Raw genomic sequence first — 7602 nt, forward strand, 5'->3', positions numbered from 1 at the left:
TCTCGCGGCAGCAAAATCGTGCGCAAGCTGCATACGTCCTTCGGCGACAATGCAGCTTTGCAATATCGTCTGTCCGACGACGCTCCCCATCAGGGAATCGCCAGCGCGGCGTAGCCTGAGGTCTCGCCCACCGGCAAATTCGCCGAGCTGCCCTGCGTGGATTGCAGCAATTGGGCGTACGTCTCCATGGGAAGCATACAGGTTCTGCACCGTCCCGACGAATGCTCGCCCGGCGCCAGCCTGGAAATGCGGGCGCCGCGGCCTTCGGCAAGCAGCACTCGCCTCAACGAGGCGCTCAAGTTGGTACGTTTGGCGTCGCGCGGCACGGCACAAATACCGGTGTGTCGCGTGCAGCGAATCTGCGGCTTAGGACACAACGCCCATCCGGAACGTCGCCGCTTGCCCAGCGGTCCAGGGCAGGTCGCGGCGGATGCGCTGCACGAGTTCCAGTGCATAAGGGGCGGTCTCGAGCAGCAGCGCGAGTTGAGCCGGCGGCAGGGTGAGGCCGGCACGATACGCCATCGTTTCCACCATGGCGCGCGTCGCGTCGTCGAGCGTGATACGAATGTCGTCGTCCGAGCCGGGATCGACATGGGGCGCCGAATCTCCGTGGCGAAGCCGTGGACGGCGCTCGCGCCACGGTGTGGCCCGCTCGTACGCATGGCCGATGCGCAGCACGGTCGCGTCTTCGAACGGTCGGCCGGCGATTTGGAAGCCGAGCGGTAATCCGGTGGCACCATAGCCGCAGCACAAGGCAAGCGCGGGCGCACCGGTGACGCTGAACAAGGTGCCCATGCCCGGACGTAGAAACTTGTCCGCACCGCCGATCTGCTTGTGTGCCTGCAGGCCGGGTGCGGAACCGGCGCCGACCGTGACGAGGGCATCGTACTTCGAGTACACCGACTGCATCTCGTCAAGGATGCGCAGCCGCTGGCGCTGTGCCCAGATGTAGTCCGCGGCTGTGTAGAGACAGGCAGGAAGACAGCGCGACAGGAAGTGACGGCCGTAGTCCTGCACGCGTTCCCGCAACTGCGGCTGGTGCAAGGCGTACAGTTCCGACTCCGTGAGCATGAGGCGCACTGCGTAGTACTCGTGCAGCGGACGCAGGCGCACCGTTTCGACCGCCGCGCCGAGGGCGCGCAGCACCTCGATCGCTGCATCAGTCGCACGAGCCAGTTCCGCGCTTACATCGAGGTCCTCCTCCCAGAAGTGCCGAACGACGCCGAGCTTCATGCCCCGCAGATCGCTCGTGAACCGTTCACGTATCGGCGGTAGGGTGAAGCACGCGCTGCCGCTGTCGTGCGGATCCGGACCGGCGATGGCCTCCAGCAACAGCGCACAGTCTTCGACGTTCCAGGTCATCGGCCCGACATGGTCGCAGCTGGACGAAAACGGAACCAGTCCGGTGCGCCCAATCAGACCGAAGGTCGGTTTGAGGCCCACCGTGCCGCAGAACCAGGAGGGACTGCGCACCGATCCGCCCGTATCGCTGCCCAGGGCGCACATCGTAAGACCCGCGGCGACCGCAGCCGCCGAACCGCTGCTCGAGCCCCCCGTGAAATGTAGCGTGTTCCAAGGGTTTCGGGCCGGCGGCCACGGTAGATCGAAGGAGGGACCGCCGTGGGCGAACTCGTGCGTGGTCGTCTTGCCGAGCAAAACCGCACCGGCCGCGTACAACTTGCGCACGACGTGCGCATCGCACTGCGGCACGTTGTCCTCGAGCAGCCGCGATTGCGCAGTGGTGCGGATGCCGGCGGTATCGAAGTTGTCCTTGAGTGCGAACGGAATTCCGTGTAGCGCGCCGCGATATTTACCGCGCATGATTTCAGACTCCGCTTCCTTCGCAAGGCGCCGCGCATGCTCCGCGGTGACCGTGAGGTAGGCATGGAGCTGCGGATCGAAGGTCTCGATTCGGGCGAGAAACGCGTCGGTCAGCGCGGTGGGAGAAAGCTCGCGGCGCCGAATCAGCTCGGCCGCGCGGGCGATGCCGAGAAAGCAGAGGTCTTCCTGCATGAGCGTCGTCCGTTCTGGGGATGTCGTCATTGTAAGCGCCATCGCGCGTCCGTACTGTCCGAATTCTCAGCCGAACGTTTACGCCGGGGATCATGACAACATCGAAATCCCGGCCTTGCCGTGGAAGTCGGCTGCCGCATGTGGCGCAGAAGTAGATCGTGAAGCGCTTGGCCTCGGGCACCTTGAACGATCGCACCTGCTCCTCGCCGCACACCCACTTGAGCAATCCAGGCTGCAAAAACAGATTGTCGCGCGGCCGGTGCCGGTCGCCTTGCCGCAGCGCGAGCAGTGGCAGTGATAGAAACGCGCCGGTCTCCCTGCCGGTCGTGCTCGATGCGGCGTACAGGATGACCACCTAGGCCGATGAGTTCGGCACCTCTCTTCGGACACCGATTGGGCGGTGTCCGAGATGTTCAAGAGCGCGTTGCACCGCTGGCTCCCGCCGGGTCCGCCTGCGGACTTTTCCTATACGCTGACTTCCGGTTCCCGACGTGCTGGCCGAGGAGAAGTATGACCTATCATTGATCTGCGCAAGCTTCGGTAGCACCCTGTCGATTGCGCCTTACTGTCGAGGGCGTGTTTGAGCTTCGGTCCTCATCATTCTGTAGGTAACGCCAGCATCGGGTCCGCTTCCGAGTGCAATTTCACCTCGCCGCGCCGCATCCGCACCCCCTCCTCGAGCTGCCGTCTCGCCGCGTCCAAGGTCGCCTGCAAGGCGACACGTCTGGGGCTAGTCGATCTTGATGTTGGCTTCCTTGATGACCTTTGCCCACTTGCCCATTTCTTCGAGGAGCAACGCGGAAAACTGCTCCGGGGTATTCCCAACCGGTTCGCCACCCAGACTGGTGATCCTGCCCCTCGGCTCCGGAAGCTGCAGTACGCCCGCGATATCCGTATAGAGCTTGTTGATGACTTGAGGCGGTGTGCGTCCCGGAGCCAGCACGCCCCACCAACTCGATGCTTCGTACCCCTCGAGCGCCGCTTCGGAAACCGTGGGCAAGTCGGGAAAGGCCTTGGAGCGCTGCAGGCTCGTGACCGCCAGGGCGCGCATCCTTCCTGCCGCGACTTGAGGCGAGGCCGAGATGATGGTCGCGAACATGACTTGAACGTGCCCACCGACGAGGTCGATTTCCGCAGGGCCGGTCCCCTTGTACGGGACATGCATGATGTCGACTTTCGCCATCGTCTTGAACAGCTCGCCTGCGAGTTGCTGCGGGCCGCCGGTCCCGCTGGAAGCATAGGCCAACTCTCCCTTCTTCGCCCGCGCGAGCTCGATGAGCTCCTTCGTCGTCTTGACGGGAAGAGAGGGATGCACGACCAGCAGGAACGGCGATGTCGCGACCTGTGTAACCGCTGCGAAGTCGTTGATCGTGTCGTAAGGAATCTTCGGGTACAGGCTCGGATTGATCGTGTGGTTGGACGACGACATGATGACCGTGTATCCGTCGGGTGGCGCCTTGGCGACGATTTCCGAGGCGATCATCATGCTCGCACCCGGTCGGTTCTCGATGATGATCGTCTGCCCCCACTTCTCGCTCAGGTGCCGTCCCAGGAGACGCGCCATGAAATCCGTTCCGCCGCCGGGCGGAAACGGCACCAGCATTCGGACCGACTTGGCGGGATAGCTTTGCGCGAGGGCGGTGCTGCACATCGCCGCGGCCCCAATCAATATCCAGCGTACGTGCTTCTTTCGCAGTTGCATGTGCTTTCCTCGATGACGTTATGGCCAATGCCTATGAGGATATGGATAACCAACGATTGTGGCAAAGCGGATTTCGTATGCAGTTGCGAGTCGCGAAGGCGCGCATCGCTCCATGTCGACAGCACTTGACCACGTCTTCGATATACCCCCTTTTCCCGCGTACCTACCAGACGTGAGTTCACTTAGCGAACTTCCCTTCCGCTCGCTTTTTCGCGCTGCACAGGGCAAATAGGAAACAAGATGCGCGTCGTCTGGCAACCTCTGCTACCCTCACGGCAACAGCCACTGAAACACGAGGAGACCATCCAATGAAACGTTCGCTCATGTTGTCGATGGCCTCTCCCTTAGCACTGTTGCTTATTGGCGGGATCGCCTTTGCTCAGGAATACCCGGCGAGAACGGTCCGAATGGTGGTACCTCTCTCACCAGGAGGTGGCACCGACATCGCGGCCCGTGTAACGGCTCAGAAGCTCACGCAGCGTTGGGGGCAGCAGTTTATCGTTGAGAACCGGCCAGGTGCAGGCGGTACGATCGGTACCGAGCTGGTCGCCCGCGCCGCACCCGACGGGTACACGCTGCTGGTATCGAGCCCGAGTGCCATTGTCGTCAATCCGTTTCTGTTCGCGAAGCTGCCTTACGCCCCGAAGGATTTCGTGCCCGTGGTGATGCTTGCGCCAACGTACTACGTCCTTATCGCACACCCGTCCGAGCCTGCCAGATCGGTGCAAGAGCTGATCGAAGTGGCGCGAAAGCAGCCGGGGAAGCTCGTTCTCGCCTCGGGTGGCCTTGGCGCACCCTCCGACCTCATGGGCGAGATGTTCAAGAATCTGGCGAAGATCGATGCCGTAACGGTGCAGTACAAAGGAGGCGGGCAAGCAATAGCAGACGTGGTCGGCGGGCAGGCCAACATGATGTTCGCCGATATGATTGCGGCAACATCCTATATCGATGCCGGACGGGTCATGCTCTTGGCCGTTGCCACCGCCGAGCGCCTACCCCAGCTGCCCGATGTACCGACGCTTGTCGAATCGGGTGTGCCTTATGACGCGATAGGATGGTCCGGCGTGTTCGCGCCCGCCCGCACTCCGACTGCAATCGTGACGAAGCTGAACAACGAATTGCGCAGCATTCTGAAGCTTCCCGATGTCCGGTCAAAGCTGGCCAGTGACGGCAGTGCTTTCGGTTCGAACACGCCCGAATCGCTGGCGATGTTCATCAAGAGCGAGCTCGCCAAGTACGAGACAGCGGTGAAGGTATCAGGGCGGCGGCTAAATTGAGCCATCAGCAAGAAGCTGGAAGCGTATCGCCCTGCTTTCTTGCGCCAACGGCAACCGGCCACCTCGCAGGCGTGCCGATGTGCATGTCGAGCTCGCGCCACATGTTCGCTCGCTTCCCACTGTGAAAGGGAACGTGGCGTGGGCAGCTCGTTTCCGAGGCATTCGCCCCTGAACTTGCGGCCGCCCTGAACGGTAAATGTGAGCAGAACTCGCGGAAGTCAATTGAGACTACAGAGTCGGGCTGCCGGCCTATGAGCCGCAAGGCAATTACCGTCAGAATTACCGTCGGTGCGAACCACTTACCCCCGATAGTCCGCGATAGTCAGCGGAAGGAGTATGACGCTCTCGTTGACGATTTCTTCCCGAACGTTCAGCGAATTGCACTCGTTTCAACGTGCGCACTGATAGCACCCGATAGACCCCGCTAGATGGCGAAACCTACTCCCACTCGATCATCAACGGCTCCTGCAAGCCATTGTCCTACCGAGATTTTTGTTCTGCGAGTAGATCTTTACCGTCAGCTTTACCGTCAATCGCATTGGCATACCCGAAAACTGCATTCACCATCTATCGACATCTATCGAGGACGATCGGCGCTCCTGCACGGGCGACCTTTCGAGATTTATGGGATCTATCAGTCATAGCAGCGCTCGTTGACATCGTCATCGATCCCTGTTCCCGGTCGAAATGACGCGGAAAAAGTAGTGGCATCAAATGACATAACTCATTGTCGCTCGGCGCCTATTCGTCAATTTTTTTACCGTCATTACAGCGCTTTGGGGGTGTCTGCCTCTCCGAAAACAGCGGGTATGGCCGCCGTCAAATGCCTCAACTGTTTGCCACAAAACGAGTTTTCGATCAATTTTTTACCGTCAAGTCGTTCACGATAGCGCTGCCCTGGTCGATCAGAAACCGCCGCCTGCCCTTTCCCCTCCATCCTTTGATCTCCAATCCAGCGTCATTCGACGGCGCCGGCGAGTTCGGACGTGTATTGGATAATCTTGTCCCTCTGCGTTTATCGGGACAACCGCAATCGCTTGCGACCCGAAGAGCGCAGCCAGCGCGGTACGAGCCGCTTCAGCCTGTGCCATCGCGCGCAGCGGAAGACGCAAAGTCAGCCCGCCGTCGGCGTGTTGATGTAGGCCGAACTGTGGCAGTGCCAGTGCGCCGAGCGTATGCGTCACGTCAATGTTGTTGTGCCACGCCCCTTCGGCGTTGCGGAATCGTACCGGCGGCCGGCCGGACAAGCCCGTCAGCAGGGGCGCATCGGGGCCTTGCACGAGCGCGGCGTAGGAATGGCCAGGATCTGCTGAACGAGCAACAGCGCTGGTGGGCATTGCACGGCCACGTACCGGGCGAAGGCCCGAACCGCGGCGAGCCGTGCATTGCGGCTGCGCACGGTGTTGTGACGCTCGGCTTCCAGATGCGCGAGGAAGCCGAGAATCAACTGCGCATCGAAGTGGCCCATGTCAGTTTGGCGGGCGGCTTGCCGAGCCTGCGTTCGGCATAAACCAGCAACAACCGAAAGGCGTCTCGGTATGCTGCCACGGTCCTCGCGCTGACGGCTTGCTGCTGGAGCAGCCGCTCGGCAAAGAAGCGTTGAATCAAGGCGGCGAATTTGGCCGGATCGGCAAGCAGCGCGTTCATGTCGCGCGCCGACGCCGCGCGAGCGCGGATGAGCACGATCGATGGATCGGCACACGCGCACGGGCGCGGGGCGCGGCAAGAGTAGGCGAGTGCTCTCGCGCGGCCGTCTTGGGGCCTCTCCTCCAACCCGCTAGCGATCGAACGCGGACTACTCAAGCATACGATCAAAAATTGGCGGTTGCACCGTTCAACGCGACGATGGCTCGATATGCAGTTCTTCCTTCGGGCGCGCACTGATTTAAGAACTTCGCGCCCTCGCCAAGCCTAATAGCTGGCTCATGCGGTCCGCGCCTCGCCATGGGGCGGACACTCGCTTGCGCGCAAGCAGCGACGGTGCAACGACGGATGTTGGATGTTAGTCGGGAGACGACCCTTTGCTCAAGACGCATCCGCGCATACTGCTATGAAGGCCATGCACAGTGCCGATTCCGCTTTTGCGGACCGAAACGCGAGCGTCGCAAAGAGGACCAATGCTGGGATTCCGTGCCACTTCACTTGGCTATGTGGATGGCATTAAATGCGCTTTCTCATCGCAAATAATGGACTTGCGTTTGATATGTCTTCGCGCATCACGTACAGTGCTTTATTTCCTCATTGCGCTCGGCCTGCTTGATGCTCGCCCGCCCGCAATGCAGCGATGCGATCCGAGCGGAACAAGGAGGAGTATGTGTTAAGGCTCGTATGTGGATTACTTGGGCTTGGTCTGGGTCTATCTGGTTTCGATGCAACTGCACAGACGAATCCGAAGAATAACTATCCTGATCGACCGATTCGTTTGCTTGTCCCGTTCACCGCGGGCGGCACCGCGGACATCGTCGCGCGCAGTCTCGCGCAGAGTGCTAGCGCAAAACTCGGCCAGCAGATCATCGTGGACAATCGCCCCGGAAGCGGGGGAGTGCTGGGCACCGAAATCGGAGCTAACGCGCCGAATGATGGTTACACCCTAAGCCGGCATAGCCGGAA

At 61.1% G+C, this 7602-nt stretch carries 4 protein-coding genes and 1 pseudogene; 2 read left to right on the forward strand and 3 right to left on the reverse strand.

Translation table 11 applies throughout. The features are described from left to right. Positions 1 to 366 precede the first annotated feature (366 nt). The gene (locus GEV05_15485) at positions 367 to 2055 is read right to left on the reverse strand and encodes an amidase (protein ID MPZ44771.1); all 1689 of its coding nucleotides are present in this window, start codon (positions 2053 to 2055) and stop codon (positions 367 to 369) included. Between the two features lie 688 nt (positions 2056 to 2743). Continuing rightward, entirely contained in the window at positions 2744 to 3715 is a 972-nt protein-coding gene (locus GEV05_15490) for a tripartite tricarboxylate transporter substrate binding protein (GenBank protein MPZ44772.1), read from the reverse strand. Positions 3716 to 4023: 308 nt separating this feature from the next. Between GEV05_15490 and GEV05_15495 the strand changes: the two genes are divergently transcribed. Next, a complete protein-coding gene (locus GEV05_15495; protein ID MPZ44773.1) occupies positions 4024 to 4992 on the forward strand; it encodes a tripartite tricarboxylate transporter substrate binding protein in 969 nt (322 codons plus the stop codon). Positions 4993 to 6283: 1291 nt separating this feature from the next. On the opposite strand, the pseudogene GEV05_15500 reads toward GEV05_15495, so the two are convergent. Beyond that, positions 6284 to 6639 (reverse strand): annotated as a pseudogene (locus GEV05_15500) (integrase). A 637-nt stretch (positions 6640 to 7276) separates the two neighbouring features. Here GEV05_15500 and GEV05_15505 point away from each other — a divergent pair. Then, positions 7277 to 7602 (forward strand): tripartite tricarboxylate transporter substrate binding protein (locus GEV05_15505; GenBank protein MPZ44774.1); only part of this gene is annotated, 326 nt, incomplete at its 3' end.

The organism is Betaproteobacteria bacterium (genome assembly GCA_009377585.1).
Lineage (GTDB): Bacteria > Pseudomonadota > Gammaproteobacteria > Burkholderiales > WYBJ01 > WYBJ01.